We start from the raw sequence: 26,715 nt of genomic DNA, 5'->3' as shown, positions 1-26,715 counted from the left end.
CCCGCCCCCGCCCCGCCCCCCCGCGCCCTCTTCTGTGGTGTGTTTCTCTCGGGGGTGCGTTATGGTGGTGGGCCGGGGGGCCGCCTGGCCCCCCCGGCCGCTTGTTCAGGCGTCGAGCGACGCTTCGAGCGTCGCCCCGAACGTGTCCTCTGCGCCCATGGCGGGCATATTGTCCGAGAGGCGGGAGACGCCCGGCACCTCGGCAAAGTCCGCGCCGAGATTTTCGCGCCAAAGCTCACCCCATGCCGCGTCGCCATACATCCGCTCACCGAGGAGCTTCCGTTGCACGGGGTCGAACTCGACGACCGACAGGTAGATGGCCGTGACCCGCTCGCCCTTCAGATTGTTGAAGGACACATAGGCCTCCTGCATCAACGTGTTCTTGCCCGCCGTGTCGACGCGGACCTTGACCTGAAAATCGCGGGTCCGGTTGCCCGCGAGCAGGCGCCGGTACATTTCGACCACCGCATCCCATCCATCGACGGCGAGGTCGAGATAGGCGATCTCGTAATGCGGTTCGGCGGCGACCGTCTGCATCGTCTCCTCGACGTCGAATTTGAGTTCGGCCATTCCGTGCGCGAACAGGATCGGCTCCATCTCGCTCCGGGTCAGTTCCTGCATATCCCTATCCTTCTATCTGATTTCGAATGTGTGGCCGGCCGCTAGCCCTTCTGGCCGGGCGTGATATCGTCCTGCCAATCGGCTGCGAGCGCCTTGTTGAACCGCATCATGTCATAGGCGGCGTCGGGGATGATCTCCGCGTTGCGCATATCGCGGCCCTCTTCCACCCGTTCGGCCACCATCTCCGCGGAGAGGGCGGCATCGACGAAGCCGGTGTTCCCATAGAGGCCGTAGCGGCTGAACCGCCCGCCGCCGATGCGGAACAATTCGCCCGACGCGTTGCAGTCGCGGCTGCAGAGATAGGTGACGCCCTCGGCGACGAGCTCGGGCGTGTGCGGCCTGAACCACTCCATCGAGCCCGGCGGGGCCGTCTCGTCGACGCTGCGCGTATAGGCCTGCGGGAACAGCGTGTTGACGAGGATGCCGAGCGGGCGGCCTTCGATCGCCGCGGTGCCCGAGATGCCGATGATGCCGCCCTTCGCGGCGACATAGGCGAGCATGCCCTGCTGCCCCAGCACCGTGTTCGACGAGGTGTTGACGATGCGGCCGTATTTCTGCGCGCGCATGACCGGCCAGACGCGGCGCAGCAGCATCATCGAGCCGATAAGGTTGGTGCGGAGCACGCCCTCGACCGCCTCGTCGCTGTCCTGATCGAGATCGTGGAAGGGGCGGCTGCCGCCGGCATTGTTGACGAGAATGTCGACGCGCCCAAACGCCTTCACCGCAGCATCGACGATCGCCTGCGCGCTTTCGCCGGTGCCGACCGAGCTTGCATCCGCTGCTGCTTCTCCGCCCGTTGCGACGATCTCATCGACGACCGCCTGCGCGACGTCGCGCGAGCCGGGGGTGATGGTGTCGAAGCCGCCGCCATAGTCATTGACCAGTATCTTCGCGCCGCGCCTGCCCAGCGCCAGCGCCGTCGCGCGGCCGATCCCGCGTCCGGCGCCCGTGACGATCGCCACCTGGCCTTCGAAATTCAGCATTCCACTCTCCTGACTTGATGTCCTATATCGAAATCGATGACCAGCGGTTCGAGCCGCACACCATAGCCGGTCATCACCGGCATGGCATTGATCGGATCGCGCGCGCCGAGGCTCGTCAGCGCGTTGACGTTCACCCCTGCGCCGCCGCCCCAGCCGTGGGTGATCGACACGACGCCGGCGCGCAGCGTGGCGTCGGCTTCGGCCCGCGCCTCGATCGCGCCGTTCGCCGAGACGATCCGGACACGATCGCCTGGCGCGATGCCGCGCGAGGCCAGATCGTCGGGGTGCGCCCAGAGGGGGTTGTCGGTCAGGCGCTTTTCGAGCGTCGGCAGATGATGGTGCGCGGTGTTCATCACGTCGCGCATTCTCCGCACCGCGAGGCGTAGGTCGAAGGCGCCCGCAGCCGATTCCGCGCGAAGCTCCCGCAGTTCCTCGACGATGTCGGGCGGCGCGAGGTCGAACTTCGCATCGCCGTCGCCCGGCTCCACATGGAGCGGCGACACGTCGAAAATCCGGCCGCCCTCGGCGGCGCGAATGGCCGCGAAATCGACCTGAGCGCCTTCGAGCAGCAAGGCGATCAGTTCGTCGGTCGCGGGCTTCCGCGCCATGTCGAGCGGAGTGCCGTTGAGGGCGAGCGGCGCATCCAGCCGCCGCGCGATTTCCCAGAACACCTCCCAATCGTCGACCAGTTCGGCCCCCTCGGGCTCGGGCAGGATCGCCTCCGCATATTGGGCGTAAGGCGCGCGGAAGATGACCTCGAGGAAGGGCGAGGTGATCTCGGCGCGTTCGAGCATCATCTTCGGCGGCAGGATATAATCCGCCTTGCGCGAGGTTTCGTTGAGGAAGGGCTCGATGCAGACCAGCAGGTCGAGCCGGTCGAACGCCGCAGACACTTTCGCCGATTCCGGGATCGCGTTCACCGGGTTGCCGCCGTCGACGATCAGCGCATGGATGCCGTCGGGTGTGTCGCGTCCGATGCTGAAGGGCAGGGTCGCGGTCATGCGCTCGCCGAAGAGCGTGCCATAGCCGTCCGCGTCCTGCCATCCGCTTTCCCACTCGCGGAAGGGCGGGACCACTTCGGCGCGGCGCGGGCGGCGCGGCATGGCGACACCGGGATTGATGACCGGATCGCCGGGCTGCGCGAGGCGGCCGCAGACGATGTTGATCGCCTCAATCAGATGCTCCGACAGGTTCGAGTGGCGGCCCATGCTCGGCCCGGTGCCCGACGTCACGAAGCCGCGCTTGCGCCGGTCGGGGTAGGGCTCGGCGAACAGCCGCGCGGCGGTTTCCAGCATTTCGGCCGGCACGCCGGTGCGTTCGGCTACATAATCCGGGGTAAAGGGCTCGACCGCCGCGCGCAGGCTTTCCAGGCCATCGACATATTGCCGGGCGAAATCGCGGTCCTCCCACCCCGATGCCAGGATATGGCGCAGCAGCCCGGCGAGCAGCGTCGCATCCTCGCCGGGGATCGGCTGGACGTGCAGGTCGGCGAATTCGGCGGTCTGCGACCGGCGCGGGTCGATGACGATCAGCGTCTTGCCCGCGGCCTTGGCTTCCTTGATCGACTTGACCGGATTCTGCACCGCCATATTGGCGGTCGCGAGCGACACGAGCGGGTTGGCGCCGACGAGCAGGAACACATCCGACAGCTCATAGGGATCGAGCCCCGCGCCCCACATGCCGATCCGCCGCGCGGTCACCCACTTCGCCGACTGGTCGATCGTCATCGTCGAATAGAAGGAATGCGACCCGATCGCCGCCAGCAATGCGGGCTGGAGCGCATAGGCGAGGGGGTTGAGATAGGATTGGGTGCCGCGAAAGCATCCTACCGCATCGGGGCCGCGCGCGGCGATGATCGCGCGCAGCCGCTCGCCGATCTCGTCATAGGCCTGTTCCAGCGCTATGCGCTCGAAGTCGCCCGCCGGCGTGCGCTTCAGCGGCCACAGCAGCCGTCTGTCGCTCAGATGTGCCTCGTGCAGCGTCAGCCCCTTGATGCAGGCATAGCCGCGCGTGAGCGGATTGGTCCGGTCGCCCTGAACCTTCGCGATGCCGCCATCGGCGTCGAAGGAATAGGACAGGCCGCAATGGCCGCCGCAAAGGCGGCAGAAGGTCTTCGCTTCGCGCTGCGGACGTTCCATTCCCACCTCCGCGCAGACCTCCGGCCGCCTTTGCAGTCGCCGACTAATAGGCACTCGACCCGAACTTCGCCCGGAACCGGACGCCATAGGTGCGCGGCGCCGCCATTGCGCCGATCACGGTATACATGGTCGACGGCGTGTTCACGAGATTGAGGTTATCGTAATAGCGGCTGTTGGTGATGTTCTCGCCGAACAGTTCGGCCGCGTAGCGCTTGTCGGGGGACGTCCATCCCAGCACCGCGTTCACCACCCAATAGGGCTTGTCCGCCGATTTTTCGGTGCCCGGAATCTTGTCCGCCCAGATGGCATTATACTTCTTGCTCGTCCAGGCGGCGTCGACGCGCGCCATGATGTTGCCGAAGCCGCCGACATCGGTCGAATATTGCAGGCCGAAATTGGTTTTCCAGCGTGGGGCGCGGAGCAGGGGATTGCCCTTGATGTTCGCCGACGCGCCGATCGGGACTTCCTGTCCAGTATTGGGGTTGATCACCGTCGCCGGACAGGCCTGCTTGGGCGTCGACAGGAAGCCCGCATTGTTGGTGTTCGCCGGGTCGCCGAAGCAGCCCGCGCCATATTGCGAATCCTGGAATGAGGCCGATCCGTCGAGCTGCCAGCCTTCGGCGAAGCGCGGGCGGATCGCATATTCGAGTTCGACACCGAAGGCCGTGGCCGAAGCGGCGTTCAGGATGTGCGAAGTGTTGTTCGAATAGGTGGCGAACTGGATGTCCTTATAGTCGTAGTAATAGAAAGCGAGGTTGGTCAGGATCTGGCCGTCGGCCATCACCGCCTTCACGCCGCCTTCGTAGGACGCCAGATATTCGGGGTCGTAGCTGGTGCCGCACTCACCGTTGTTCATGCCGCCCGCCTTGTAGCCCCACGACGCTTTGGCATAGGTGAGCACATGCTCTGCGGCGTCGTAATCGACGCTGATCATGCCGGTCGGCGCGCGCCAGGTCTTGGGCGTCCGTTCGGCGTTGCAGAGGTTCGCGGCGGCGGCGATCGCCTCCGGCGTATAGGCCTCGGGCGGCAGGATTCCGCCCTGCACATATTGATAGATGGTGGCGGCCGTCAGGTCATAGATGAAATTGCTGTGGACGTTGCGCGTCGCGACCTTGCGGTCGATCGTGTAGCGGAAGCCCCCGGTCACGCGCAGCGCGTCGGTGACGTGATAGGTCGCCTGGACGAAGCCCGCATAGGAATCGCTCTTCTGCGTCATCGCGAAGCCGAAGAAGGGAGCGACCGGAATGGTCGAACCAATCGTCGTCGGGCCGTCCGCCGGGATATTCTGGAAGCCGGGGAAGCCCGGACCCGTAAAGGACGCGGTTTGGTAGACGCTCGGGAAGGTGCCGGGCAGGCTGCTCAGCGGGGCGAGCGCGGGCGCGTTGAGATTATAGGCGAAGGGCGAGCCCGGCGCATTGGCGAGGTTGACGTTCGCCTGCAGATATTGGGCGACCGCGGGCAGATAGGTCGCGGTATAGTTGGCGCCGTCCATATGGTAATAGAAAGCACCGGCCAGCCAGTCGAGCCTGTCGCCGAAGGCCTTGCCCGAGACGTTGAATTCCTGCGTATATTGCTTGTTCGTCTCGTTGATCGGCAGCACATAGGCGCCCGGCGTGAAGCGTCCGCCGATGTCGCCGGTGTTGTAGAGGTCGCCATAGCGATAGGCGGAGATCGACTTCACGTTGACGTCGCCGAGGTCCCAATTGGCGGTGAGGCTGACCCCCGACGCCTTGGTCCGGTAGACGGTCGGATACCAGTTGGCGAAGGTTCCGCTCTTGGCCGGGTTGTCCGGCGAATATTGGCCGCCTTCGATCAGGCCGTAATATTGGGCGATGCTGCCGCCATTCAGCTTGGCGATGTCGGCGGGCGACAGATAGCCAGGGTTCGCGACGAAGAAGGAGGCCGGCTGCGAGAAGATGCCGAGCGGATGGGCATCGTCGGAAAGACCACCGTCGAGGCTGGCGGTCTGGACGCGTGCATAGCCGTCGGTCGTCTTGCTGCGGGCCATGTCGGCGCGGACCGTGATCGACAGATTCTCGGCCGGACGCAGCAGCACGGCGAGCCGTCCGCCGATGCTGTTGCCGGCATATTCGCGGCGGTTGATCGCGATATTGCGATAATAGCCGTCGTGATCGTCATAATGGAACGAGGCCCTGACCGCGATCTTGTCCTCGACCAGCGGCCCGGTCAGGCCGGCGTTGACCTCGACCGCGTCATAATTGCCGTAGGAGACGTCGCCTGCGGCGCCGAATTCGAAATCCGGGTCCTTGGAGATGTAATTGATCACGCCGCCCGTGGTGTTGCGGCCATAGAGCGTGCCCTGCGGGCCGCGCAGCACCTCGATCCGCTGCAGGTCGAAGGTCGGCACCGACTGGGCGAGCATCATGCCCGTATAGACGCCGTCCTGATAGGTCGCGACGGTGGAGTCGGTCAGGCTGGCGGCGTTGTTGCCGATGCCGCGCAGGCTGATGTAGGTGAAGCCGCTGGCGATCGAGAAGTTCATCGACGGCACGGTGAACTGGAGCTTCTGCGGCTGGTCGAGACCGCCCTGCGCGATGCGGTCGGAGGTCACAGCGGTGATCGCGATCGGCGTCTTCTGGATATTCTCCTCGCGCTTCTGCGCGGTCACCACGATCTCGCCGAGACCGGGCGTCGACGCGTCCGAAGTCTCCGTATCCGCCGGTGGCGCTTCCTGCGCGTGGGCGGCCTGTGTCAGCACTGCGAGGGCGACGCCTCCCGCCAAGGCGCGCAGGGTCGTTCGCGTTCCGAATCTTGCCATCATCTCTCTCCCTCGGGGCCTGTTTCGAGCCCGTTTTGTCATTTTATATTTCCGACCGGTCCCTGCCTTCGGCACTTGCTGAACTGGAATGCCGTCAGCGCGAATGTCAGTAGACAGAACGATCTATATGTCGTGATGTATGCGCATTGTGCGGGGGGCGTCAATGGGTTTTTGAGCCGCGCCGCGCCGGTCGCCGACCGGGGCTTCGCCTTCCGTCCAGCCAGTTCTTCCGCGTCTTGGCGGATTTCCGCGCTCCGCGACGCCTCGCGTCGGCGCGTCCCGAAACCTGCGCCCCGAAAAAATTATTAGATCGTTCTGTATATGTCTGGTAGGGGGATCGGCAAAATCGAGGTTCGCGATTGCACAAGGACGCTTTCGGCCGAGTCGGCGGCAAGCGGGGAGAGCAAGATGGCAAGGTTGCAGGCAAGATGGGTGGCGGTTGGTGCAAAGTCGGGGAGGGACTCCTGACGATGTCCATCCTGCCGCCGCGCCCGCCCTATGATCCGGAGCTTGCAGCGATCCTTGCCGCCGCCGGCGACCGGATTCCGACGGCGACGATGACGCTCGACATGGTTCCGATGATGCGGCAGACGACGCCGATCGATGTCGATAACGCCATGCTGGCCGCCGCGGGTCTCTCGCGCCGCGACCTTGCGATCGAGGGCCACGAAGGCGCCGAAATCGGCGTTTCGGTCATCGCGCGCGCCGATCATTCCGACATCGGCCCCGGCATCCTCCACACGCACGGCGGCGGCATGGTCGCGGGCAACCGGATGACCGGGATGCATATCCTGCTGCCGTGGATCGTCGCGCATGATGCGGTCGTGGTCACGGTCGATTATCGACTGGCACCCGAGTTTCCCGACCCCTATCCGATCGAGGATTGCCATGCCGCGCTCGTCTGGACGGCGGAGCATGCCGCCGAGCTCGGGATCGATCCCGATCGGCTGACGATCGCCGGGGTCAGCGCGGGCGGGGGGCTGGCGGCCGGAACGGCCCTGCTGGCGCGCGACCGGGGCGGACCCCGGCTGGCCGGGCAGATTCTCCTGTGCCCGATGCTCGACGACCGCGACCGGACGGTGTCCACCCTGCAATGCGAAACCGGGCTGTGGAATCGCGCGAGCAACCGGATGGGCTGGACCGCGCTGCTCGGCGATCGATGCGGGACCGATGATGTGTCGATCTATGCGGCCCCGGCGCGGGCGACGGACCTGTCGGGACTACCGCCAGCCTTCATCGACTGCGGGTCGGCCGAAGTGTTTCGCGACGAGGATGTCGCTTACGCCAGCGCCTTATGGGCGGCGGGGGTGCAGGCCGAGCTGCATGTGTGGCCGGGCGGGTTCCACGGCTTCGACATGTTTGCGGATGCCGCCTTGTCCAAGGCCGCGATCGCCGCGCGCAATGCCTGGGTCGCGCGCCACCTGGGAAGCTGAAGCTCAAGCTGGCGAAGGCGGATAGCCCACCGAAGCCAGCGCTCCTTTTGCCATTGCCACGGCGGTGGGTGCTTCGATCGTGGCGGGCACTTTCGGCTCGCGGCCGTCCGCCAGATCGCGGATGACCGACCGCAGGATCTTGCCCGACCGCGTCTTGGGAAGCTGTTCGACGGCTGCCGCGGTGCGGAACGCTGCGACGGGTCCCAGTTCGCTCCGCACTCTGGCGACAATCTCCTGCGCGACGGTCCGGTCGTCCGCGTCCCCATTCGCCTTGCGGACGAACAGCGCGACAGGAAGCATCCCCTTCAAGGCATCCGCCGCCCCGACGACCGCGCATTCGGCGACGGCCGGATGCCCGCCGATGATCTGTTCGATGCCTGCGGTCGACAGCCGGTGTCCCGCGACATTGATGACGTCGTCGATGCGACTCATGATGTGGATCCGCCCGTCATCGTCGATGAAGCCGGCATCGCCCGCCGAATAATAGCCGGGGTGCCGCGACAGATAGGACCTAATGAAGCCGTCGTGGTTGCGCCACAGCGTCGGCAGACAGCCGGGGGGCAGGGGCAGCTTCACGACCAGCTCGCCGATTTCGCCTGCGGAGAGCGGCTTCCCTTTGGCATCGAGCACCTCGAACGCATAGCCCGGAACCGGATGGCCGGCGCTGCCGAAAAGCGTTTCGCTGCGCCCGAGGCCGAAGCAGGTCGCGACGGCGGGCCAGCCCGTTTCGGTCTGCCACCAATGGTCGATGACCGGCAGTTCCAGCTTGGTACTCAGCCATTCGAGCGTCCCCGGATCGGCTCTTTCGCCCGCGAGGAAAACCGCCTTCAGCGCGTTGGGGCGCCCGCCCATCAAGTCGAGCTCGGGATCTTCCTTGCGGATCGCGCGAACCGCGGTCGGCGCGGTGAAGAAGATATCGACGTCATGCTCGCGCAGCACGCGCCAGAAGGCGCCCGCATCGGGCGTGCCGACGGGCTTTCCTTCGTAAAGGACGGTCGTCGCCCCGGCGAGGAGAGGGCCATAGACGATATAGCTGTGCCCGACGACCCAGCCGACATCGGAGGCGGTCCACATCGTGTCGCCGGCTGTCACGCCGAAGATATTTTCCATCGACCAGGCCAGCGCGACCGCATAGCCGCCGGTATCGCGCACGACGCCCTTTGGAATGCCCGTCGTGCCCGACGTGTAGAGGATATAGAGCGGATGGTCGGCGCTCACGGTGCTGCAATCGGCGCGGCCGGCCTTGGCGATCGCATCGTGCCAATCCTCGTCGCGTTCCTCGACCAACGCCGCGCGATATTCGGGGCGTTGCAGGATGATGCAGCGGTCGACCTTGTGCCTGCTTTGCTCGAGGGCATCGTCGAGCAGCGGCTTATATTCGACGATCCGGCCCGGCTCGATGCCGCAGGAGGCCGCGATCACCAGCTTCGGCTCGGCATCGTCGATGCGCTTTGCCAGCTCCTTTGCCGCGAAGCCGCCGAATACCACCGAATGGATGGCACCGATCCGCGCGCACGCGAGCATGGCGAAGGCGGCCTCGGGCACCATCGGCATATAGATGACGACGCGGTCGCCGGCCGTGACGCCGGCCGCCGCAATCATGCCCGCGGTGCGGCTGACATGGTCCAGAAGTTCGGAATAGCTGTAGCTGCGCTTCGCTCCTGTGACGGGACTGTCATAGATCAGCGCGGGTTGATCGCCGCGACCGGCAAAGACATGGCGGTCGAGCGCGTTGTGACAGATGTTGAGCCATCCGTCCTTGAACCACGTCGCGCCGCCGAAAACCTCATCGGGCGGCGTTTCCCACTCGATCAGCTTCGCCGCGTCGCGCCAGAAGCCTTCGCGGTCTTCCAGACTTTGGCGGTAGAGCGCGTCATATCGATCGGCCACGAGCGGCTCCCATTGGTTTCAGCGGGGCAGTCCCAGCCAGTTCACGACATTGTTGCGCTGGACCGCCGACGAGCCGCCGATGATCGGCAGCGCCAGAACGTCGCGGACATAGCGCTCGATGTCGAAGCCCTTCACATAGCCATAGGCGCCGAAGATGTCCTGCGCCGACAGCACGATCGACCGCGCGGCCTCGGTCGCGAAGAGTTTTGCCATCGAGGTCTCGGTGCCGCAGCGGACATGCCGGTTTGCCATCGACGCCGCATCATAGAGCATCAGCCGCGCGGCATGGCCCTGCGTGCGCATGTCGGCGAGCTTGTGCCGGATCGACTGATAGGTGGCGATCGGCTTCCCGAACTGCTTGCGCTCCTGCACATAGGCCCAGGCATCGTCGGTCGCGGCGGTGGCGATGCCGGCCGCCATCGCGGCGACCTCCAGCTTTTCGACGTCGAGGCCGGCGCCCGACACCATGCTCCAGCCCGTGTTCCAGCCTTTTTCCTCGCCCATCAGATTGCCGACCGGCACGCGCACGTCGATCAGGCGGACGTCGGTGGTCGGCGCGCCCTTCAGCCCCAGCCCTTCGATCGGGGTGATCTCCACCCCCGGTGCATCGGCGGGGACCATGACCAGCGACAGGTTGCGGTAGCGGTCTTCCTTGGGGCCGCTGCGCCCCAACACATAGATATAATCGCAGATGTTCGCGCCGGAGCAGAAGCGCTTCTCGCCGTTGATGACGAGTTCGTCGCCGTCGCGCGCGATGACGGTCTGGACGCTCGCGAGGTCGGCGCCGACATCGGGTTCGGTCCAGCCATAGGCGAAGATCAGCTTGCCGGCCGCGACGCGCGGCAGCAGCTCGCGCTTCTGCCTCTCGGACGCGCATTCGACGAGGTTCATGCCCGCATAGCAGGCCGACATGATATAGGGGATCGCGACCGCGAGGCTGCGCTTCGACAATTCCTCGATCACCATCATCGTCGCGACGATATCGCGGCCTGCGCCGCCATAGTCCTCGGGCACGGTCAGACCCATGACGCCGAGTTCGCCGAGCTCGTCGAATATCTCGCGCGGGAAATGATTGTCCTTGTCCCACCGTGCCGCATCTTCGCGCGGCATGCGTTTCTCGACGAAGCGACGGATCGTGTCGCGAAGCATGTCGATATGGTCCTGCTCTGCGAAATTCACATCCTGTTCCTCTGATTTTCGGCGAGCGAAGACGTCCGTGCCGCCCGCTGCATCGCGGGCGGCTCCGATCCGGCTCAGGTCGGCGTGCTTAGGTCTGCTTGGATTTGGCCGCGAAGCTCTGCATGAACGCCGTGTCGATATACGATCCGTTCTGGTGCAGCCGGTAATGGGTGTGCGCCAGATGGTGCGCGTTGAACGCCGCGCGCTGGACATTTTCGAAGCCCTGCGCGTGGAAGGCGGCGTTGATCGCATCCTTGGCGAGCTTGAGCGCGAACGACGGCTTGTCGGCGATGCTGCGCGCGAAAGCGAGCGTTTCGGCCTCGAGCGCGTCGCGCGCCACCACCCGGTTCACCATGCCCGCGGCCTCGGCCTCGGCGGCGGTGATCGGCTGGCCGGTCATCAGAAACTCCTTGGCCTTGCGGATGCCGAGCTCCCATGTGTGGGCGAAATATTCGACGCCCGGGATGCCCATGAACATCGTATTGTCCTGGAAGGTCGCGTCGTCGCTCGCGATCACGAAATCGCACGGCCAGATCAGCATCAGCCCGCCCGCGATCGCCTTGCCCTGGACCGAGGCGATCGTCGGCTTGGCGAGGTCGCGCCAGCGGCGGCAGAAGCCTTCGTAAATCTCCTTCTCGCGGCAGTAATAGGCCTCCGCGCCGTCCCAGTTTCCAGCGCTCCAGGTGCCGACGCGCTTATGCTCGGCCTGCGGCGTTCCTTCGCGCAGGTCGTGACCGGCCGAGAAGTGCGGGCCTTTCGCGGCGAGGACGACGACCTTGACCGCGTCGTCGGCCATCGCCGCATCGAACGCATCGTTGAGCTCGTAAAGAAGATGCGTGTCCTGCGCGTTGCGCGCCTCCGGCCGGTTCAGCCAGATGCGGGCGATATGATCCTCGGGCTTTTCATAGATGAGCGTATCGAACGTCGGCATTGGACTTCTTCCTATCGGTGCAACGCGCAGACCTTGTTGCCCGACGGGTCGCGCAAATAGCCCACATACATGCCGTTCTGGCGCATCCCCGGCGGATCTTCGCACGCCGCGCCGCCGTTCGCCAGCCCGGCCGCGTGCCATGCGTCGACGGCGTCGGAATTGGCGGCCGCAAAGCCGATCGTGCCGCCGTTGGCATGGGTCGCCGCCGCGCCGTCGATCGGATTGGTGATGGCGAAAATCCCCGCTTCGGTAACCCAGAAATAGCGTCCCTTGGGGTCCTGAACCGACGGCCCGTGACCGAGCGCACCGAGAGCGGCGTCGTAGAATTTCTTCGACGCCTCAAGGTCGTTGGCGCCGATCATGATATGACTGAACATCGACTTATTCTCCGATTTTAAGATCTGTGGCGCCGCCCGGCATGGCGAGACGTCTACGCCTTGACGTAAGGATTGTTGATCTCGATCCCGCGGGCAGCCGCTGCCGCAAAGGCGTCATGGACGTCGATGACGGGCAGGCTCTCGGAAATGCGGGTGACGCCCGGCACGTTCGTGATATCCTCGCCGACGATCCGGCTCATGAACCGCCCATAGGTGAGGTCGCCGTACATCCGCTCCCCCTTGATCTTCTTCGTTTCGGGATCGAATTCCACCACGACGCTGTAGAGGCCCGTGACCCGCTTGCCGTTGTCGTCATTAAAGGAAATGACCGCCTCGCGAACGATGTGGTTGTTCTCGATCATGACGACGCGGGCGTCGGCTTGCAGATTCCGTTCCTCGCCACCCTTGATGAGCATGCGGGTATACATTTCGCGAACCGCATCCCACCCGTCGACCGCCAGGCCCATGAAGCACAGCTCGAAATGCGGGTTCGGCGTCAGCGTCGCCATGGTCCTGTCGACGTTATATTCCAGCTCGGCGACTTCGTGCTCGAGCAGGAGCTCTTCCATTTCCTGTCTGGTCAGATTTGTCATGGCAGCTACTCCCAATTGATGTTGTTATATTAACTTACTGAAATATTTAAATTTGATCGAGTGTCCCGCAGCAGGCGGCTGCTTCATCGTTTCACGCCCTATATCCGCACGATCGTTCGGCCCTTGACCGCGCCGGCCAGAATGCTCGCCACGGCGGTCTGGATACTGTCGAGCGTGATCTCGTGCGAAATGCTTTCGGTCAGATATCTGGGCTTGAGGTCGGTGCCGAGGCGCAGCCAGAGTTTGGCGCGCACATCGGCCGGACAATTGACCGAGTCGATGCCGAGCAGATTGACCCCGCGCAGGATGAACGGCGCTACGGTCGTGTTCACGACCATACCGCCGGTCATGCCGCAGTTCGATACCGAGCCGCCGTAGCGCGTCGAGCGCAGCATATAGGCGAGCGTGTCGCCGCCGACCGGATCGACGCCGCCCGCCCAGCGTTCCTCGTTCATATAGCTGTCGGGCTTGGCGGATACCTCCTCGCGGCTAAGGATTTCGGTCGCGCCGAGATCGCGGAGATAGCCATGCTCGTCGGCCTTGCCGGTGCTCGCCGACACGTCATAGCCCAGACCCGCCAGCATATTGATCGCAGTGCTCCCGACGCCGCCCGAGGCGCCGGACACGAGCACGCGGCCCTGACCCGGCTTCAGCCCATTTTCTTCGAGCCGCTGGATCGCGAGCCCCGCGGTGAAGCCGGCGGTGCCGAGCGCCATTGCTTCCTTCATGGTCAGGCCGGGGGGCAGGGGCTCCAGCCAGTCGCCGGGCAGGCGGGCATATTCGGCATAGCCCCCGAAATGGCCCGTGCCGAGAGCGCGGCCGATCGCGAGCACTTCCTGCCCGACCTTGAAGCGGGGATCGCTCGATTCGGCGACGATCCCGGCGAGATCGATGCCCGGCACCATCGGATAGGAGGTCACGACCGGGCTGCCGGGAACGCTGGCAAGGCCGTCCTTGTAGTTGACGCTCGAATAATGGACCCGCACCGTCACGTCGCCCGCGGGCAGGTCCGCCAGCGCGACGCGCTTCACACCGGCGCTGAATCCGCTCTCGTCCTTGTCGACGACAAAGGCGTTGAAAGACTGTGTCAAAACTCTCTCCCTAGGCAGATATCCGTGCGGCAAGGCGTGGCTTGCCTGTCGCGAATCCGACCATCCACCTTGCGGCTGCGTGTCAGGCGTGGTGCCGTCCGCAGCCTTCAATCGTGAATAGACAGAACGATCTAATAATTCTTAGGCGCATTGTCTTCGCCGCGTCAACCGATTCTTCTGCCGTCGCGCAAAAATGTCGTTGCGCGGCAGTCCGCTGCCATTCCGGCGGAGCTGGTGAGCGAATTGGGGATCGAAGGTCGCGCTAACCGGCGAGGCACGAAGGGGCAGCGCATCGTGAAGCAAGCCCAAGTCGCCACATATTTGGCTCCCCGCCTAAGCGAGGACGCGCGATTTTCGATTGTCGAAGGCCGTAGAGGCCAGCCGTCGAGCCTCAGGCCTTGCCGGCCAACTCGATGCCGTCGGCGGCGAGCCCGGCGGCCACCGCGTTTGCCGCCGTCTTCCCGGCGAGGTGCATCGGGACGGGCGATTTCGTGGTCCGGGCCAGCAGGGCGGCGCCCTCGATCAGGCAGAACACGTTGATCGCGACTTCGCGCGCGCGTTCGGCCGACATGCCGGCCGCGAGAAAGCGCTGCTCGAAGACCATGAGCCAGGATTCAAAGGCGTCCGCGGCCGCGATCCGCATCGGCTCGTCGGTATTCGCGACTTCCAGCGCGATCGTGGCGAGCGGGCAGGAGTCCGCGAAATCGGTCGCCTCGAGCATGTCCGCCGCTTCGACGAAGGCCGCTTCGGTCGCTTCGACCACGTTGAGATCGGCCGGATAGCGCGATTCGAACAGGCCCTTGTAGAGCGCCCCGCCATGCTGCACCGCGGCAACGCCGAGCTCCCGCTTGCCGCCCGGAAACCAGTGGTAAAGCGATCCGTAAGGCGTCTTCGCATCGGCGAGGATGGCCTTGACGCCGGTGGCCGCATAGCCGTTGCGGCTGAAGAGCGCCAAGGCGGATTCGACCAGCCGGGTGCGGGTGGCGGACTGCTTTTCGACGGTGGGTGCGGTGTCAGACATGCTGGCGCGGTAACATAATAGATCGCTCTAGGCCAGACTGAAATTCTTCGAATCGCAGCATAACCGGGCGCGATCGAGCAAAGCAGGCTCCGCAATCAACTCGGCTTCTTCTCCGTGAAAGACCGGACGGCGCTTCGGAAGCTTTCGGTTTTCATGCAGCGCACGATGCTTTCGAGTTCGTTGTGCAATTGCTCTTCGAGAATGCCTGTGTCGAGCCGCCCGAGCAGCCGTTTGGTGTTGGCGATGGCATCGGGGCCGGTCGCGGCGATCCGGTCCGCGAGCCTTTCGGCCTCGGCGACGGCTTGCCCGCGGTCTGCAAGTTTCGTCACGAGTCCCCACGCTTCCGCTTCGATCGCGGAAAAGGATCGCTCGGCAAGAAACAGCCGGAGGGCGCGGCGGGTTCCTACCGCCCGCGCGAGGCCGAAGGTGGCGCCGCTGTCAGGCGAAAGGCCGAGACTGGCAAAGGCTGGCACGAACCGGACATCCTCCTCGGCGACGCACATGTCGCACATCGCGGCGAGCGACAGGCCCGCGCCGGCGGCCGATCCGTGCACCGCGGCGATCGCGATCTTCGGCATGCGCGCGATGCGGAGAATGAAGCGGTGCTGGACCGCGAGCAGTTCGCGCACATAGGCTTCGAGATCGTCCATATGCTCGGCGAAGGCGAAGATGTCGCCGCCGCCGCAAAAGGCGCGGCCCGCGCCGCGCAGAAGGACGACGCTGATCTGCGCATCCGCCGCGACTTCGCGCGCCGCCGCTTCGAGAGCCTGGGCCGTTTCGAGGTCGAGGGCGTTGTGATGGCCGGGGCGATTGATGGTGATCGTGGCGACCGGCCCGCGCGTTTCCAATGTTGCCAAACTCATTGCTCTCCCAATCGCGCCCGGATGATCCGGGTCCTGTCCCCGGCTCCTTCCGCGCGTCCATAAATAAATAGCAGAACGATCTAATATTAACAATAAGCCCAGGTTGCAAGCCATGTTCGGGATTGTGAGAGTCGCGTCCGCCAAAATTAAATATTGCGATCTATTTAATGATGGCATACGACTCGGGCAAGCCGACAAGCTGTGTAGGGAGAGTCGTCATGAGTAGTGCGATCGCTGCGGACAGCGCGGACCAGGTGCTCGCCTTCATGGCGAAGGCGGTGGACGTCGATACGCACGAGATGATCCCCTTTCATATGTGGGGCGAATATTTCGGCGAGGACATCGCGTCGAAGCTTGCCGCCTGCGAAAGCAGCCCGCTGCTGACGGGGCTCGGTGAAAACTCGAACGTCCGCCCCGACATCGTCGGCGACGACGAGCGGATCACTTACGAGACGACGCATATCCTGAAGGGATGTGGCGCGCCCGGTGCGATCGATCTTCGCCGCCGCGCCGCCGTCATGGATGCGCAGGGGGTCGAGAAGGCGCTGGTCTGTCCAGGCTTCGGCCTCGTCGGCTATGTGATGGCGAACACGCCCGAGTTCGCGCAAGCGGTGATCGGGCTCCCCTACAGCGTCGAAGAGTCGCGCGAGCTTGGTCAGGCGATCATCCGCGCATCGAACGAATGGGCGGTTCGCGCCGTCGCGGACCCGGACACGCACCGGCTTCGCACCGTCGGACTGATCACGACCGAGACGGTCGACGGTATGATCGATCAAGCCCGGTCGCTGATCGACCGAGGCATCCGGGCGCTATGGATTCCCTCGGGCGCGCCGCCCGCCGGGACCTCGCCGGCCGATCCCGCGTTCGACCCCTTCTGGCGGCTTCTCGCCGACGCCGACGTCGCGGCGCTCCTGCATATCGGGACCGACAGCGTCTTTTCCGATCCCCGCTGGTCGAACAATGTCGAGGCGTTCATTCCCTTCGGCAGCTCGGCCGAGTTCATCCTCAGCCCCTATGCCGGCGCGACGATGCACAGCGCGGCCGAATATTTCATCACCACGATGGTGTTAGGCGGCGTGTTCGAACGCTTCCCGCATCTGCGGTTCGGCGCGCTCGAACTCGGCGCGCAATGGCTCGGGCCGCTGGCGCAGCGGCTCGACATCTGGGCGGGTGTTTTTCCGAAGGCGCTCAAGAATGTGCTGACGATGCAGCCGTCGGACTATGTCGCGCGCAACGTGCGCGTCGCGCCTTTCCACTTCGAGCCGATCGACCAGTTCTTCGAGCAGAATCCAGGGCTGGAGAGCTGCTACTGCTTCTCGAGCGACTATCCGCATGTCGAGGGCGGCCGTGAGGCGAAGCGCGTCTTTGCGGAACGGCTCGCGCGCCTTGGCCCTGCCGCGATGGAGAAATTCTTCGTGACCAACGGCGCGTGGCTGCTGCCCGATCGAAAATGAAGATTTGAAACGAACCTGCCCCGGCCGCGATCCGGTCGATGGGCGAAGAAAACGGAGATTGATGATGGCTATTCAGCGCGTGGGACATGCGGTCCTGAAAGTGCGCGACATGGAAGTGTCGAAACAATTTTACGTCGGCGTTCTGGGCATGAAAATCTCCTCGGAATCGCCGCACGCGACCTTTTTCCGCTTCAACGACTATCACCACGACATCGGCGTCTTCAAGGTTAGCGAGAACGCGCAGGCGGCGCAGGCCGATCAGGTCGGCCTGCTCCACATCGCGCTCGTCGTCGACAGCGAGGAGTCCCTCGTCCAGACCTACAAGGATTTGAAGGCGAAGGGCGTGAAGGTCGAATCGACGCTCGACCACGGGATGACCCACAGCCTCTACATTTACGACCCCGACGGCAATGCGATCGAGATCTATTGCGAGGTGCCGGGCTATGACTGGCGGACGCACGACGACTTCATCGGCTATCTGAAGCCGCTCGATCTCGAAGCGCTCTAGAACGCGGCCGGCACGTAGGACGAATAATCCGCGGCTTCGCGTCGCGGCAAAATTGGGAGAGAAGCAATGGATATCCTCGTACATGATATCGACGCGCACGAGATGATCCCCAGCCATCTGCTGGAAGACGCCTTCGGGGAGCCGGGGCGGATGCTCGGTGAGCTTTTCGCCGCCGCCGACAGGCTGCGTCCCGATCCGACCGCGACCAACATGCATCAGCCCGACATCCAGGACGTGATGGAGATCGACGCCGACAATATCTGGAAGGTCAAAGGACCCGGCGCCCCGAGCGCGGTCGATTTCGGGCGGCGGATCGAGGTGATGGACGTGATGGGCATCGACCGCCAGCTCGTCTTCCCGACCACCGCGATCGCGGCGCAGATCGTCGGCGGCATGAACGACTTCGCGTTCGAGCAGCGCTTCGGCGGCGATACGTCGATGTTCGGCGAGCTGTCGCGCCCCGAGTTCGCCGAGCGCTACGTCGATGCCTATAACAAATGGGCGATCGAAAATTCGGCGATCGACGACCGTATCCGCGTGGTCGGGATTCTCCGCACCCGCGACAGCGCAGACGCGATGATCGCCGACGCGAAGAAGCTCGTCGAGGGCGGCATCCGCGCCGTCTATCTGAACGCCGACGTGCCGCCGGGCGGCGTCTCGCCCGCGCATTCGTCGCTCGACCCGCTGTGGGCGCTCTTCGAGGCGAACGACATCGCGGTGACGCTGCATATCGGCACCGAATTCTTCTTCCTCGACCCGCGCTGGGCCTTTGCCGAGACGTTTCAGGATCTGTTCCAGTCGCCCGAAATCCCCAACACGAACATCCAGATGTTTTCGACCGTCCATATGGCGATCGAAAATTATCTCTCGGCGCTGGTGCTGGGCGGGGTGTTCGAACGCTTCCCGCGGCTCCGCGTCGGGCTGCTCGAGGTCGGCGCCTATTGGGTCGGACCCGCGGCGCGGCGCATGGATATGTATGTAAAGGTCTTTCCGGGCGCCGCGGCGGCCAAATTCCCGCTGAAGCCCTCCGAATATATTGCCCGTAACGTCCGCGTCTCACCGTTCAATTTCGAGCCGGTCGAGCGCTATTTCCAGGACGATCCGAACCTCGCCGACGTCTTCTGCTTCTCGACCGACTATCCGCACGTCGAGGGCACGAAGGATTCGATGAAGAACATGCTCGCGAAGGTCGAGCCGTTGGGCGAGGAGATCGCGCTCAAATTCTTCCGCACCAATGCCGAGTGGCTGTTGCCATGAAGGTCGCCGCCGTCAAATCGCCTGCTGGGCTGGGCAATATCGTCATCGAGACCCGGCCCGACCCGGTTGCGGGCCCCGGCCAGATCCTGGTCCGGGTCCATGCCAGCTCGCTGAACTTTCACGACTATGCGGTGGTCGTGGGGCAGATTCCAACCGCCGACGGCCGCATCCCGATGTCGGACGGCGCGGGCGAGGTGGTCGCGGTCGGGGACGGCGTCACCGCCTTCGCGCCCGGCGACAAGGTGCTGTCGCTGTTCTTTCCGAACTGGGCGACGGGCCGACCGTCGTTCGAGCGCATGGTCGGCGTGCCCGGCGACCATGCCGACGGTTTCGCGGCCGAGCTCGTCGCAGCCCCGGCGAGCGCCTTCACCCGGCTGCCCGCGGGCTGGGACTATAGGGAAGCCGCGACGCTGCCGTGCGCGGCACTGACCGCGTGGCGCGCGCTGATGGTCGAGGCGCGGATCAAGCCCGGCGACGTGGTGCTGACCCAAGGCACCGGCGGCGTCTCGATCTTCGCGCTGCAGTTCGCCAAGGCCGCGGGCGCGACCGTGATCTCGACCTCTTCGTCGGCCGAAAAGCTCGCGCGGCTGAAGACGCTCGGCGCCGATCATCTGATCAACTACAAGGAACAGCCCGAGTGGGGGCAGGCGGCGGCGGTTCTCGCCAAACGCGGCGTCGATGTGGTCGTCGAGGTCGGCGGCGCCGGGACCATGGCGCAATCGTTGCAGGCCGTCCGTATCAGCGGTCATATCTCGCTGATCGGCGTGCTCGCGGGCTGGGCGGGCGAAGTGCCCACAGCGGTCGCCATGGGTAAGAATGTCGCGATCAAGGGCGTCACCGTGGGGTCGCGCGAGCATCAGGAGGATATGATCCGGGCGATCGAGGCCACCGGCATCCGCCCGGTGATCGATTCCAGCTTCCCGCTCGACAGGATTGGCGAGGCTTTCGCTCATCAGGCCGCGCACAAGCATTTCGGGAAAATCTGCCTCGAATTCTGACCGCTGCATGGACGATTTGCAGGCGCCCTCCAACATCGAATGTCGATTTGCGCAGGAGCATCATCGATGCGACTCATGATCTATGGCGCCTATGGCTACACGGGCGAACTCATCGCGCGCGAGGCGGTCCGGCGCGGTCTCCGTCCGGTCATCGCCGGGCGCAATGCCGACAGGCTGAAGCGGCTCGCGGCCGAACTCGATCTCGATTGCCGGGCTTTCCCCGTGGACGATGCGCGGAACCATCTGGACGGCATCCGAACCATTCTGAACTGCGCCGGCCCCTTTTCGCAGACGGCAGCTTTGCTGACCGGCGCATGCCTCGCCCGCGGCGTCCATTATGTCGACGTGACGGGAGAGATACCCGCGCTCGCTCATTGCCACCGGCTCGATGCCGAGGCGCGGAGCGCCGGCGTGATCCTGTGCCCGGGCGCTGGCTTCGACGTCGTGCCGACCGACTGTCTCGCCGCGACCCTGAAAGCCCGCAAGCCCGACGCGGTATCGCTGAACCTCGCCTTCTCCTTCGGCACCAAGCCGAGCGTGGGCACCGCCAAGACGACCATCGAGGGGCTGAAGCAGGGCGGCATGATCCGCCGCGATCACGCTCTGGTCCGCGTTCCCGACGGTTACGACATCCGCCGCATCCCCTTTCCGCTTGGCGAACGCTGGGCGGCGACCGTTCCCTATGGCGACGTCTATACCGCTGGGGTCACGACAGGGATCCCGAACATCATGGTCTATTCGGCGGCGCCGCTCGCCGCCGGGATCGCGATGAAGCTGGCGAACCCGCTCCGTCGCCTTGTCGCGACGCCCTTCGTGCAAAAGCGTCTCACCCGGCTGGTCGAACGCGTCCTCAGCGGCGGACCCGACGCGCAGGCGCGCGCAGAGCAGCGCACCGAATTCTGGGGAGAAGCCGTCGATGCGGGTGGCGGCCGCGTCGCTCTCGGCTTCTCGGCGCCGAATGTCTACGCCCTGACCGTCGACACGGCCCTGGAGATTGCGGCCCATTGTTCCGCGGCGCCTACGAAGGCGGGCTTCTATACGCCGTCTATGCTGATGGGGGCGGATTTCGTGTCGCACCGTCCCGGCGTGACGCCGATGGTTGAAGCATAGGATCGGCGATGCCGCGGCGTTCGGTGTCAATTGGAAGGCTTCGATGGGCTAGGATACTGTCGATCCGTCAAACAAGGCAATGCTCGCGACAGCGGGCATCTGGCCGGCGCGCGGCTGCGGTGCTTCAAATGCACTTGGCATGGAAAGCAGAAGCGCATCGCGCTCGGCGCCTAAATGCCTCTGCAGCGTGAGGGCAACAGCTCCTTACTCAACGTCAGCTGCCCTGGATTTGCGCCCAAAAGCAGACTGGCCGCAAGTGGCCATTGGCATCCAGCCGGCATGTCGTTTTCATCATCGACGGGTCGGAGCCCGCGCCACCTTCCTCGGCGGGCCCGGTCATGAAGAAAGCCGATCGCGCACGGCCCTCGACGAGCGGACCGAGGAAGCGGGCTTTGAGTTCGGCGCTGCCGACCTTGCCGAGCAGATACATATTGTCCTCGTCGGGCGCGGCCGTGTTGCGAGGCATTGGCCTTTTTCGACAGATATTCGTTCCCCTTACGCCGGTCCCCAACGGGGCGGCCGCAACATCTCTCAGATCGCGTCGCCTATCGACGCTTCCCTGATCGGCTATTCGCTGTCGGAGTGGTCACATGCCGCCGAGCGGCGGCGATACCGTCGTGGCGGCGAGCGGCGAGCGCGAGAAGCGGACCGGCAGGCGCACGCCGGGCACGATTCCTCCGCAGCCATCGTCGATGGCGATCCGCATGCCGCGATGCCGGACCTGGGGGTCATCGAATGCCTCGGCAACGCTGTTGATCGGGCCCGCCGGGACCCCCTCGGCCGCAAGAGCTGCAAGAAGCGCGTCGCGATTCCAGCGGCGCGTCGCCTCGGTAATCGGGATGTTCAGCGCCGCGCGGTTTTTCACGCGCTCAGCGTTGGTCGCGAAGGCGTCGCCGGGATCAATATCGAGAATCCGGCAGCAGCGGCGGAACTGTTCGTCGTTGCCGACGGCGAGGATGATCCAGCTGTCAGCGGTCGGATAGGCTTCATAGGGCGCGATGTTCGGATGGGCGTTGCCCAGCCGGCGCGGCGTCGTTCCCGACGCGAGGAAATTCATCGCCTGATTGGCGAGCGTCCCGACCATCACGTCGAGCAGCGCCATGTCGATGTGCTGGCCGACACCGCTTTGCGCGCGCTCGGCGAGCGCCGCCTGGATCGCGATGACCGAATAGAGGCCGGTCATGATATCGGCATAGGCCACGCCGATCTTTTGCGGTGATCCCGCGGGGTCGCCGGTCAGGTCCATGATGCCGCTCATCCCCTGGACGATGAAGTCGTAGCCGGGGCGCGGCGCATAGGGGCCATCCTGGCCAAAGCCCGTGATCGAGCAATAGACAAGGCGCGGGTTGATCTTCGCGAGCGAGGCGTAATCGAGGCCATAGCGGGCGAGCCCGCCGAGCTTGAAATTCTCGATCACGACATCGGCGTCGCGAACCAGATCGCGCACCGCTTCCTGTCCCTTTTCGGTCGAGAAATCGATCGCGACCGAGCGCTTGCCGCGATTGGCGGCGTGGAAATAGGCCGCGTCCGCCGACCCGTCGCCGCGATCGATGAAGGGCGGCCCCCAGCTTCGCGTGTCGTCGCCCGCCGGACCCTCGACCTTGACGACGCTGGCGCCGAGGTCGGCAAGGATCTGCCCCGCCCAGGGGCCGGCGAGAATCCGCGCGAGCTCGATGACGCGCAGGCCGTGGAGGGGCGGCAGGTCCGGCATCAGAAGGCGGCGAGGCCGGTGATCGCGCGTCCGATGATCAGCGCATGGACGTCGTGCGTCCCTTCATAAGTGTTCACCGTCTCGAGGTTCAGCATATGCCGGATGACCTGATATTCGCCCGATATGCCGTTGCCGCCGTGCATGTCGCGCGCCATTCTTGCAATATCGAGCGCCTTGCCGACATTGTTGCGCTTGACGATCGAGATCATCTCGGGCGCGAAATTCTCGGCATCGAGCAGGCGGCCGACCCGCAGCGAAGCGTGCAGCCCGAGGCTGATCTCGGTCGCCATGTCGGCGAGCTTTTTCTGGAACAATTGCGTCGCTGCGAGCGGGCGGCCGAACTGGTGCCGGTCGAGCCCATATTGCCGCGCCGCGCCATAGCAAAATTCGGCGGCGCCGAGCGCGCCCCATGAAATGCCGTAGCGGGCGCGGTTGAGACATCCGAACGGACCCTTCAATCCCTCGACATGCGGCAGGAGCGCATCTTCGGGGACGACGACATCGTCGAGATTGATCATCCCGGTAATCGAGGCGCGGAGCGAGAGCTTGTTTTCGATCTTTGGCGCCGACAGCCCCTTCATGCCTCTTTCGAGGATGAAGCCGCGGATCGCGCCGCCATGCGCTTCGGATTTCGCCCAGACCACGAACACGTCGGCGATCGGGGCGTTGGAGATCCAGGTCTTGTTGCCGTTCAGCCGATAGCCGTCGGCGACTTTGACCGCAGTGGTCCGCATCCCGCCGGGGTCGGACCCCGCATCGGGCTCGGTGAGGCCGAAGCAGCCGATCAGCGCGCCGCTGGTCAGGCCGGGGAGGTAGCGCTTCTTCTGCTCTTCGGAGCCGTAAGCGAAGATGGGGTAGATGACGAGGCTCGACTGGACGCTCATCATCGACCGATAGCCCGAATCCACGCGTTCGATCTCGCGCGCGATCAGCCCATAGGAAACATAGGACGCGCCGGCACCGCCATATTCTTCGGGAATGGTGACGCCTAGCAGGCCCTGTGCGCCCATTTCGGCGAAGATGGCCGGGTCGGTCTGTTCGGTTTCGAACGCCTCGATGATGCGCGGCTGGAGGCGATCCTGCGCAAAGGCGCGCGCCGCATCGCGGATCAGCCGCTCGTCTTCCTGAAGTTCATCCTCGATCCGGAACGCATCGTCCCAATCGAATCTGGTCATTGCCGCCATCTGATCTCTCCTTCGAATTCCCGCCGTCCCTTGCCTTGATTTCAATTCCGAACAATGCCAGAAATCGCAAACATCAATCGCGGATTGGAATGATGAATGATTGATGCCGAACAGCTCTCCTGTTTCATCGCGGTCGCGAAAACGCGCAGCTTCGTGCAGGCGGCCGATCAGCTCGGGGTGGTCCAGTCGGTCGTCAGCAAGCGGCTGCGCCGGCTCGAGGATGGGCTCGGCGCGCCGCTTGTCGATCGGTCGAACCGGCGTGCGGTCACGCTGACGCGCGTCGGCGAACTTTTTCTGGACGAGGCGCGGGGCACGCTGGCGCGGCTGGAGGCGGCGGCGCGGGTGGGGCAGAGCCTGGCGCGCGGCGAGGCGGGGCCGCTTCGCATCGGCTATGTATTTTCGGCGGCGATGGCGGGCCTCGTCACGCGGATCGTCCAGTGTCTTGCCGCCGCGCGCCCGGGAATCGAGGTTCGGCTTGTTCTGATGGAAACCCCCGATCAGCTTGCCGCGCTCGCCGATGGGCGGCTCGACATCGCCTTGACGCGGCCGCGCCCGAGCTACCCGCCGGGAACCGAGGCGCATGTCATCCACCGCGAAGGGGTCATGCTGGCGCTCCGGTCGGGCGACGAATTCGGTGGCCGGGCCCGCGTCAGTGTGGCCGAGCTGGCGGCCAAGACCTTCATCGTGCCGCAGTTCAAGGAAAGTGTCGGGCTGATCGAACATGTGCGCGCCTTGGCGAAAAAGGGCGGGTTTCCGGCCGCGAACACGATCGAGACCCCCGATTATATCAGCGCGGCCAGCCTCGCCGCCGCCGGGCTTGGCCTCATTCTCGCGCCGGCGTCGCTGCAGCGGCTCGGGCTCGAAGGCCTCTCGTTCGTCCCGATCGACGACTTCGAAGCCGATTTCGAAATGATGCTGGTCCGACGCACCGGCGTCGCCCCGGGTCTGGTCGATATCCTGCTCGACGAATTCGCGCGATAAGCCTTCGAGGGGAAACACCGCGCCGCGATGGCATCAATTGTCAAAACTGTGGCACCAGATGTGGAATTGTCATCCGCGACCGCGCCTAAGCTCGGCCCAGCGAAATCAAGAGGGTCAGCGATTGCCGAAGGCAGCGCGCCCTCCCAGCCGGAGACGTGCGATGAATTTTCTCGACGGGCACCTGTATCCCGAGAACCAGCAGCCGCTGATCATCACCGCGGCGCCCTACGCGCCCGGCTGGGTGCCCTCGGACTTTCCCGAAGACATCCCAGTGACGATGGAAGAACAGATTCAGAAGGCGGTGGATTGCTACAACGCCGGTGCGACGGTGCTGCACCTGCATGTCCGCGAACTCGACGGCAAGGGCAGCAAACGGCTGTCGAAGTTCAACGAACTGATCGCCGGCGTGCGCGCCGCCGTGCCCGAAATGATCATCCAGGTCGGCGGCTCGATCAGCTTCTCGCCCGAGAGCGACGGCGCCGCCGCCAAGTGGCTGAGCGACGACACGCGGCACATGCTCGCCGAACTCGATCCCAAGCCCGATCAGGTGACGGTGACGATCAACACCTCGCAGATGAACCTCACCGAGCATGCTGAAGTGGCGGATTATAAGGGGACGTCGCGCGAGAATCCCGCGGTCTACGATGCGTTCACCGACATGATCGTGCCTTCGAATCCCAGCTGGTACGAAGAGCATATCCAGCGGCTCAGCGCGGCGGGGATCCAGAGCGCGTTCCAATGCTACAACATCAACAGCTTCGAAACGGTCGAGCGCCTGATGCGGCGCGGCGTCTATAAAGGCCCGCTGGTGATGAACTGGGTCGCGCTCGGCGGCGGCATGGATCAGGCGAACATCTATAATCTCGCCAATTTCGTGCGTGCGGCGCCCGATGGCGCGGTGCTGACGGTGGAGAGTTCGCTGCGCAACGTGCTGCCGGTTAACATGATCGGCATCGCGATGGGGCTGCACGTGCGCTGCGGCACCGAGGATTGCCTGTGGAACCAGTCGCGCACGGCGAAGATGAGCAGCGTCGCGCAGATCGAGCAGCTGGTGCGCATCGCCGGCGAGTTCGGCCGCCCGATCGCCACCGCGCAGCAGGCGCGCGAGATCAGCAAGATCGGCATATTCTACGACACGGTCGAGGAAAGCCTGGCGGCCAACGGCTTTGCGCCGAACCGCAATGGCGGCAACCAGGGCTTTTTGCGCAAGGCGGCCTGATTATCCGCCACGCGGACGAACTCCGCCATCAATCTCTCGGCGCCAGGACCGCGTGCGGAATTAGGCCGAACGGGCGGGCCGCGACCATGCCGAGAAAGCCGAGGATGAACCACGGCACGAGATGATGGAGTGGCGGACGGTTCGATTTCGGGCGTTCGGCGGAAACGCGCGCGGTGGGCTCTCCGCTATCCTCGCAAAGCCGCGGGGCGAGGATCGAGAGGATCACGCAGACCGGGCCGAGCATCAGCACGCGGACCAGCTTGACCAGCGTGCCCATCTGGATCGCCGTCGCGCCCATCGGCATCGCGAATGACGGGAGCGGGGAGGGGGAAACTGGCCATGACGGCTTCTTTCTGAAAGGCGGGACAGCCGGCGGGCCGCCCCCGATGTCTTC

The 26,715-nt window shown here is 64.8% G+C and carries 23 protein-coding genes and 1 pseudogene; 8 read left to right on the top strand and 16 right to left on the bottom strand.

The window, feature by feature from the left end; translation table 11 throughout:
* Window positions 1–105: 105 nt before the first annotated feature.
* Genes OJI97_RS18315 through OJI97_RS18300 form a run of 4 tightly spaced genes read right to left on the bottom strand, consistent with a single transcriptional unit; the run spans window position 106 to window position 6,521 of the window.
* Window positions 106–621, bottom strand: a complete 516-nt coding sequence (locus OJI97_RS18315; protein ID WP_297665886.1) for a hypothetical protein — start codon at window positions 619–621, stop codon at window positions 106–108.
* 41 nt (window positions 622–662) lie between these two features.
* Window positions 663–1,604 (bottom strand): SDR family NAD(P)-dependent oxidoreductase, encoded by a 942-nt coding sequence (locus OJI97_RS18310; RefSeq protein WP_297665884.1) that lies wholly within the window; start codon window positions 1,602–1,604, stop codon window positions 663–665.
* Complete coding sequence (locus OJI97_RS18305) at window positions 1,598–3,742, bottom strand: molybdopterin-dependent oxidoreductase (RefSeq protein ID WP_297665882.1); 2,145 nt, start codon at window positions 3,740–3,742, stop codon at window positions 1,598–1,600. Before OJI97_RS18305 ends, OJI97_RS18310 begins: the two co-directional genes overlap by 7 nt.
* Before the next feature lie 43 nt (window positions 3,743–3,785).
* The gene (locus tag OJI97_RS18300; RefSeq protein ID WP_297665880.1) at window positions 3,786–6,521 is read right to left on the bottom strand and encodes a TonB-dependent receptor; all 2,736 of its coding nucleotides are present in this window, start codon (window positions 6,519–6,521) and stop codon (window positions 3,786–3,788) included.
* A gap of 470 nt (window positions 6,522–6,991) precedes the next feature.
* Here OJI97_RS18300 and OJI97_RS18295 point away from each other — a divergent pair, with 470 nt between their 5' ends.
* A complete protein-coding gene (locus tag OJI97_RS18295; protein ID WP_297665878.1) occupies window positions 6,992–7,954 on the top strand; it encodes an alpha/beta hydrolase in 963 nt (320 codons plus the stop codon).
* Window positions 7,955–7,957: 3 nt separating this feature from the next.
* Here OJI97_RS18295 and OJI97_RS18290 read toward each other — a convergent pair whose 3' ends face one another.
* The 8 genes from OJI97_RS18290 to OJI97_RS18255 all read right to left on the bottom strand — a co-directional run bounded on the left by OJI97_RS18290 (window position 7,958) and on the right by OJI97_RS18255 (window position 15,899).
* Window positions 7,958–9,844, bottom strand: coding sequence for an AMP-binding protein (locus tag OJI97_RS18290; protein ID WP_297665876.1), 1,887 nt, complete (start codon window positions 9,842–9,844; stop codon window positions 7,958–7,960).
* Window positions 9,845–9,862: 18 nt separating this feature from the next.
* Entirely contained in the window at window positions 9,863–11,023 is a 1,161-nt protein-coding gene (locus OJI97_RS18285) for an acyl-CoA dehydrogenase family protein (protein ID WP_297665874.1), read from the bottom strand.
* An 88-nt stretch (window positions 11,024–11,111) separates the two neighbouring features.
* Complete coding sequence (locus OJI97_RS18280; protein WP_297665872.1) at window positions 11,112–11,954, bottom strand: enoyl-CoA hydratase; 843 nt, start codon at window positions 11,952–11,954, stop codon at window positions 11,112–11,114.
* Between the two features lie 11 nt (window positions 11,955–11,965).
* Complete coding sequence (locus OJI97_RS18275) at window positions 11,966–12,331, bottom strand: VOC family protein (RefSeq protein WP_297665870.1); 366 nt, start codon at window positions 12,329–12,331, stop codon at window positions 11,966–11,968.
* Window positions 12,332–12,384: 53 nt separating this feature from the next.
* Window positions 12,385–12,924, bottom strand: coding sequence for a hypothetical protein (locus OJI97_RS18270; RefSeq protein ID WP_297665869.1), 540 nt, complete (start codon window positions 12,922–12,924; stop codon window positions 12,385–12,387).
* A gap of 98 nt (window positions 12,925–13,022) precedes the next feature.
* Window positions 13,023–14,015 carry an acryloyl-CoA reductase gene (locus OJI97_RS18265; protein ID WP_297665867.1) on the bottom strand — a complete coding sequence of 331 codons (993 nt, stop codon included), beginning with the start codon at window positions 14,013–14,015 and terminating at the stop codon, window positions 13,023–13,025.
* A 391-nt stretch (window positions 14,016–14,406) separates the two neighbouring features.
* Complete coding sequence (locus OJI97_RS18260) at window positions 14,407–15,036, bottom strand: TetR/AcrR family transcriptional regulator (RefSeq protein WP_297665865.1); 630 nt, start codon at window positions 15,034–15,036, stop codon at window positions 14,407–14,409.
* 95 nt (window positions 15,037–15,131) lie between these two features.
* Window positions 15,132–15,899 (bottom strand): enoyl-CoA hydratase-related protein, encoded by a 768-nt coding sequence (locus OJI97_RS18255; RefSeq protein ID WP_297665863.1) that lies wholly within the window; start codon window positions 15,897–15,899, stop codon window positions 15,132–15,134.
* 218 nt (window positions 15,900–16,117) lie between these two features.
* Here OJI97_RS18255 and OJI97_RS18250 point away from each other — a divergent pair, with 218 nt between their 5' ends.
* From OJI97_RS18250 to OJI97_RS18230, 5 genes are all read left to right on the top strand, one after another.
* Entirely contained in the window at window positions 16,118–17,353 is a 1,236-nt protein-coding gene (locus tag OJI97_RS18250; protein ID WP_297665861.1) for an amidohydrolase family protein, read from the top strand.
* Between the two features lie 64 nt (window positions 17,354–17,417).
* Window positions 17,418–17,861 carry a VOC family protein gene (locus OJI97_RS18245; RefSeq protein ID WP_297665860.1) on the top strand — a complete coding sequence of 148 codons (444 nt, stop codon included), beginning with the start codon at window positions 17,418–17,420 and terminating at the stop codon, window positions 17,859–17,861.
* A 66-nt stretch (window positions 17,862–17,927) separates the two neighbouring features.
* Window positions 17,928–19,118, top strand: a complete 1,191-nt coding sequence (locus tag OJI97_RS18240; RefSeq protein WP_297665858.1) for an amidohydrolase family protein — start codon at window positions 17,928–17,930, stop codon at window positions 19,116–19,118.
* Window positions 19,115–20,116, top strand: a complete 1,002-nt coding sequence (locus OJI97_RS18235; protein WP_297665856.1) for an NAD(P)-dependent alcohol dehydrogenase — start codon at window positions 19,115–19,117, stop codon at window positions 20,114–20,116. Before OJI97_RS18240 ends, OJI97_RS18235 begins: the two co-directional genes overlap by 4 nt.
* Before the next feature lie 66 nt (window positions 20,117–20,182).
* Complete coding sequence (locus tag OJI97_RS18230; protein ID WP_297665855.1) at window positions 20,183–21,226, top strand: saccharopine dehydrogenase NADP-binding domain-containing protein; 1,044 nt, start codon at window positions 20,183–20,185, stop codon at window positions 21,224–21,226.
* Between the two features lie 262 nt (window positions 21,227–21,488).
* Here the strand turns inward: OJI97_RS18230 and OJI97_RS18225 are convergent.
* The 3 genes and pseudogenes from OJI97_RS18225 to OJI97_RS18215 all read right to left on the bottom strand — a co-directional run.
* A pseudogene (locus tag OJI97_RS18225) lies at window positions 21,489–21,695 on the bottom strand (acyl-CoA dehydrogenase); the annotation flags it as partial.
* 117 nt (window positions 21,696–21,812) lie between these two features.
* Window positions 21,813–22,937 (bottom strand): CaiB/BaiF CoA-transferase family protein, encoded by a 1,125-nt coding sequence (locus OJI97_RS18220; protein WP_297665853.1) that lies wholly within the window; start codon window positions 22,935–22,937, stop codon window positions 21,813–21,815.
* A complete protein-coding gene (locus tag OJI97_RS18215) occupies window positions 22,937–24,121 on the bottom strand; it encodes an acyl-CoA dehydrogenase (protein WP_297665851.1) in 1,185 nt (394 codons plus the stop codon). Before OJI97_RS18215 ends, OJI97_RS18220 begins: the two co-directional genes overlap by 1 nt.
* 96 nt (window positions 24,122–24,217) lie before the next feature.
* On the opposite strand from OJI97_RS18215, the gene OJI97_RS18210 reads away from it, so the two are divergent.
* Together OJI97_RS18210 and OJI97_RS18205 are read left to right on the top strand one after the other, a co-directional pair.
* Window positions 24,218–25,102, top strand: a complete 885-nt coding sequence (locus tag OJI97_RS18210) for a LysR family transcriptional regulator (RefSeq protein WP_297665849.1) — start codon at window positions 24,218–24,220, stop codon at window positions 25,100–25,102.
* Window positions 25,103–25,262: 160 nt separating this feature from the next.
* Entirely contained in the window at window positions 25,263–26,321 is a 1,059-nt protein-coding gene (locus OJI97_RS18205; protein WP_297665847.1) for a 3-keto-5-aminohexanoate cleavage protein, read from the top strand.
* A gap of 28 nt (window positions 26,322–26,349) precedes the next feature.
* Here the strand turns inward: OJI97_RS18205 and OJI97_RS18200 are convergent, their stop codons facing one another.
* The gene (locus OJI97_RS18200) at window positions 26,350–26,619 is read right to left on the bottom strand and encodes a putative sulfate exporter family transporter (RefSeq protein WP_297665845.1); all 270 of its coding nucleotides are present in this window, start codon (window positions 26,617–26,619) and stop codon (window positions 26,350–26,352) included.
* Window positions 26,620–26,715 lie beyond the last annotated feature (96 nt).

The sequence above is a fragment of the Sphingopyxis sp. genome, from assembly GCF_025869345.1.
In the GTDB taxonomy this organism is placed as follows: domain Bacteria; phylum Pseudomonadota; class Alphaproteobacteria; order Sphingomonadales; family Sphingomonadaceae; genus Sphingopyxis.
Note: the sequence above shows the minus strand (reverse complement) of the source record. Positions and strands in the feature narration are given on the sequence as shown.

Coding starts and splice junctions, on each gene's coding strand:
- OJI97_RS18315 (WP_297665886.1), bottom strand. CDS start 621: ATGCAGGAACTGACCCGGAGCGAGATGGAGCCGATCCTGTTCGCGCAC.
- OJI97_RS18310 (WP_297665884.1), bottom strand. CDS start 1,604: ATGCTGAATTTCGAAGGCCAGGTGGCGATCGTCACGGGCGCCGGACGC.
- OJI97_RS18305 (WP_297665882.1), bottom strand. CDS start 3,742: ATGGAACGTCCGCAGCGCGAAGCGAAGACCTTCTGCCGCCTTTGCGGC.
- OJI97_RS18300 (WP_297665880.1), bottom strand. CDS start 6,521: ATGGCAAGATTCGGAACGCGAACGACCCTGCGCGCCTTGGCGGGAGGC.
- OJI97_RS18295 (WP_297665878.1), top strand. CDS start 6,992: ATGTCCATCCTGCCGCCGCGCCCGCCCTATGATCCGGAGCTTGCAGCG.
- OJI97_RS18280 (WP_297665872.1), bottom strand. CDS start 11,954: ATGCCGACGTTCGATACGCTCATCTATGAAAAGCCCGAGGATCATATC.
- OJI97_RS18275 (WP_297665870.1), bottom strand. CDS start 12,331: ATGTTCAGTCATATCATGATCGGCGCCAACGACCTTGAGGCGTCGAAG.
- OJI97_RS18270 (WP_297665869.1), bottom strand. CDS start 12,924: ATGACAAATCTGACCAGACAGGAAATGGAAGAGCTCCTGCTCGAGCAC.
- OJI97_RS18260 (WP_297665865.1), bottom strand. CDS start 15,036: ATGTCTGACACCGCACCCACCGTCGAAAAGCAGTCCGCCACCCGCACC.
- OJI97_RS18255 (WP_297665863.1), bottom strand. CDS start 15,899: ATGAGTTTGGCAACATTGGAAACGCGCGGGCCGGTCGCCACGATCACC.
- OJI97_RS18250 (WP_297665861.1), top strand. CDS start 16,118: ATGAGTAGTGCGATCGCTGCGGACAGCGCGGACCAGGTGCTCGCCTTC.
- OJI97_RS18245 (WP_297665860.1), top strand. CDS start 17,418: ATGGCTATTCAGCGCGTGGGACATGCGGTCCTGAAAGTGCGCGACATG.
- OJI97_RS18240 (WP_297665858.1), top strand. CDS start 17,928: ATGGATATCCTCGTACATGATATCGACGCGCACGAGATGATCCCCAGC.
- OJI97_RS18235 (WP_297665856.1), top strand. CDS start 19,115: ATGAAGGTCGCCGCCGTCAAATCGCCTGCTGGGCTGGGCAATATCGTC.
- OJI97_RS18230 (WP_297665855.1), top strand. CDS start 20,183: ATGCGACTCATGATCTATGGCGCCTATGGCTACACGGGCGAACTCATC.
- OJI97_RS18220 (WP_297665853.1), bottom strand. CDS start 22,937: ATGCCGGACCTGCCGCCCCTCCACGGCCTGCGCGTCATCGAGCTCGCG.
- OJI97_RS18215 (WP_297665851.1), bottom strand. CDS start 24,121: ATGGCGGCAATGACCAGATTCGATTGGGACGATGCGTTCCGGATCGAG.
- OJI97_RS18210 (WP_297665849.1), top strand. CDS start 24,218: ATGATTGATGCCGAACAGCTCTCCTGTTTCATCGCGGTCGCGAAAACG.
- OJI97_RS18205 (WP_297665847.1), top strand. CDS start 25,263: ATGAATTTTCTCGACGGGCACCTGTATCCCGAGAACCAGCAGCCGCTG.
- OJI97_RS18200 (WP_297665845.1), bottom strand. CDS start 26,619: ATGGGCGCGACGGCGATCCAGATGGGCACGCTGGTCAAGCTGGTCCGC.